The sequence below is a fragment of the Burkholderia sp. Tr-20390 genome, assembly GCF_017104595.1.
Lineage (GTDB): Bacteria > Pseudomonadota > Gammaproteobacteria > Burkholderiales > Burkholderiaceae > Burkholderia.
This window is the reverse complement of the sequence record NZ_JAAGPC010000430.1, coordinates 1-891: the sequence shown is the minus strand read 5'-3', so window position 1 is coordinate 891 and position 891 is coordinate 1. Positions and strand designations below refer to the sequence as shown.

At 75.0% G+C, this 891-nt stretch carries 1 protein-coding gene and 1 pseudogene; both read left to right on the top strand.

The window, feature by feature from the left end; translation table 11 throughout:
• Positions 1-213, top strand: a pseudogene (locus G3N98_RS39375) (branched-chain amino acid ABC transporter permease); the annotation flags it as partial.
• On the top strand, positions 206-891 hold a 686-nt coding region (locus G3N98_RS39370), incomplete at its 3' end, for a branched-chain amino acid ABC transporter permease (RefSeq protein ID WP_206151134.1). The pseudogene G3N98_RS39375 and the gene G3N98_RS39370, both read left to right, overlap by 8 nt.

The window sequence follows — 891 nt, the reverse complement described above, 5'->3', positions numbered from 1 at the left end:
GCGGCGTCGCTCGCGGTCGGCTTCGCGCAGACCGTCGCGGCCGCGAGCGACACGTCGCTGCGCGACCTCGCGGAATGGGCCGGCATCGCGCTGCCCGACAGCGTGGCCGCGGTGTCGATCGCGCAGCTGGCGCCGCTGGTGCCGTACCTGCTGCTCGTCGCGGTGCTGGTCGCGCGGCCGCGCGGGCTGTTCGGCGAGCGTGCCGATGCGTAACCGCATGCTCGCCGGCGTCGTGCGCTGGTCTCTGTTCTCCGCCTGCGTCGTGCTGCCCGCGTGGTTGTGGCCGCATGGCGCGGTGCTCGGCTATCTCGCGCAGACGGCCGCGCTCGTCGTGCTCGCCCTGTCGTACAACCTGCAGCTCGGCACGACCGGGCTGCTGTCGTTCGGGCACGCGGCGTTCGCGGGCCTCGGTGCGTTCGCGGCCGCGCACTGGTTCAACCACTTTGGCGGCCCGCTGCCGCTGTTGCCGCTCGTCGGCGGCGTGGCCGGTGCCGGTTTCGGCTTCGTCGCCGGGCTGCTCGCGACGCGCCGTGCGGGCACCGCGTTCGCGATGATCACGCTCGGGCTCGGCGAATGCGTCGCGGCCGCCGCGTGGAGCGTGCCGGCCTGGTTCGGCGGAATCGGCGGCGTGCCGATCGACCGCGCGAGCGGCACACCGTGGGGCGCCTGGCATTTCGGCGCACCCGTCCAGGCGTATGCGGTGATCGCCGCGTGGTGCCTCGCGTCGGCGTGGGCGATGCACGCGCTGACGCGCACGCCGCTCGCGCGGCTCGCGAATGCGGTGCGCGACAACCCGGTGCGCGTCGCCGCGCTCGGGTCCGATCCGCGCCGCGTGCGGCTCGCGATGGTCACCTGCGCGTCGTTCTTCGCCGGCGTCGCCGGCACGCTGAC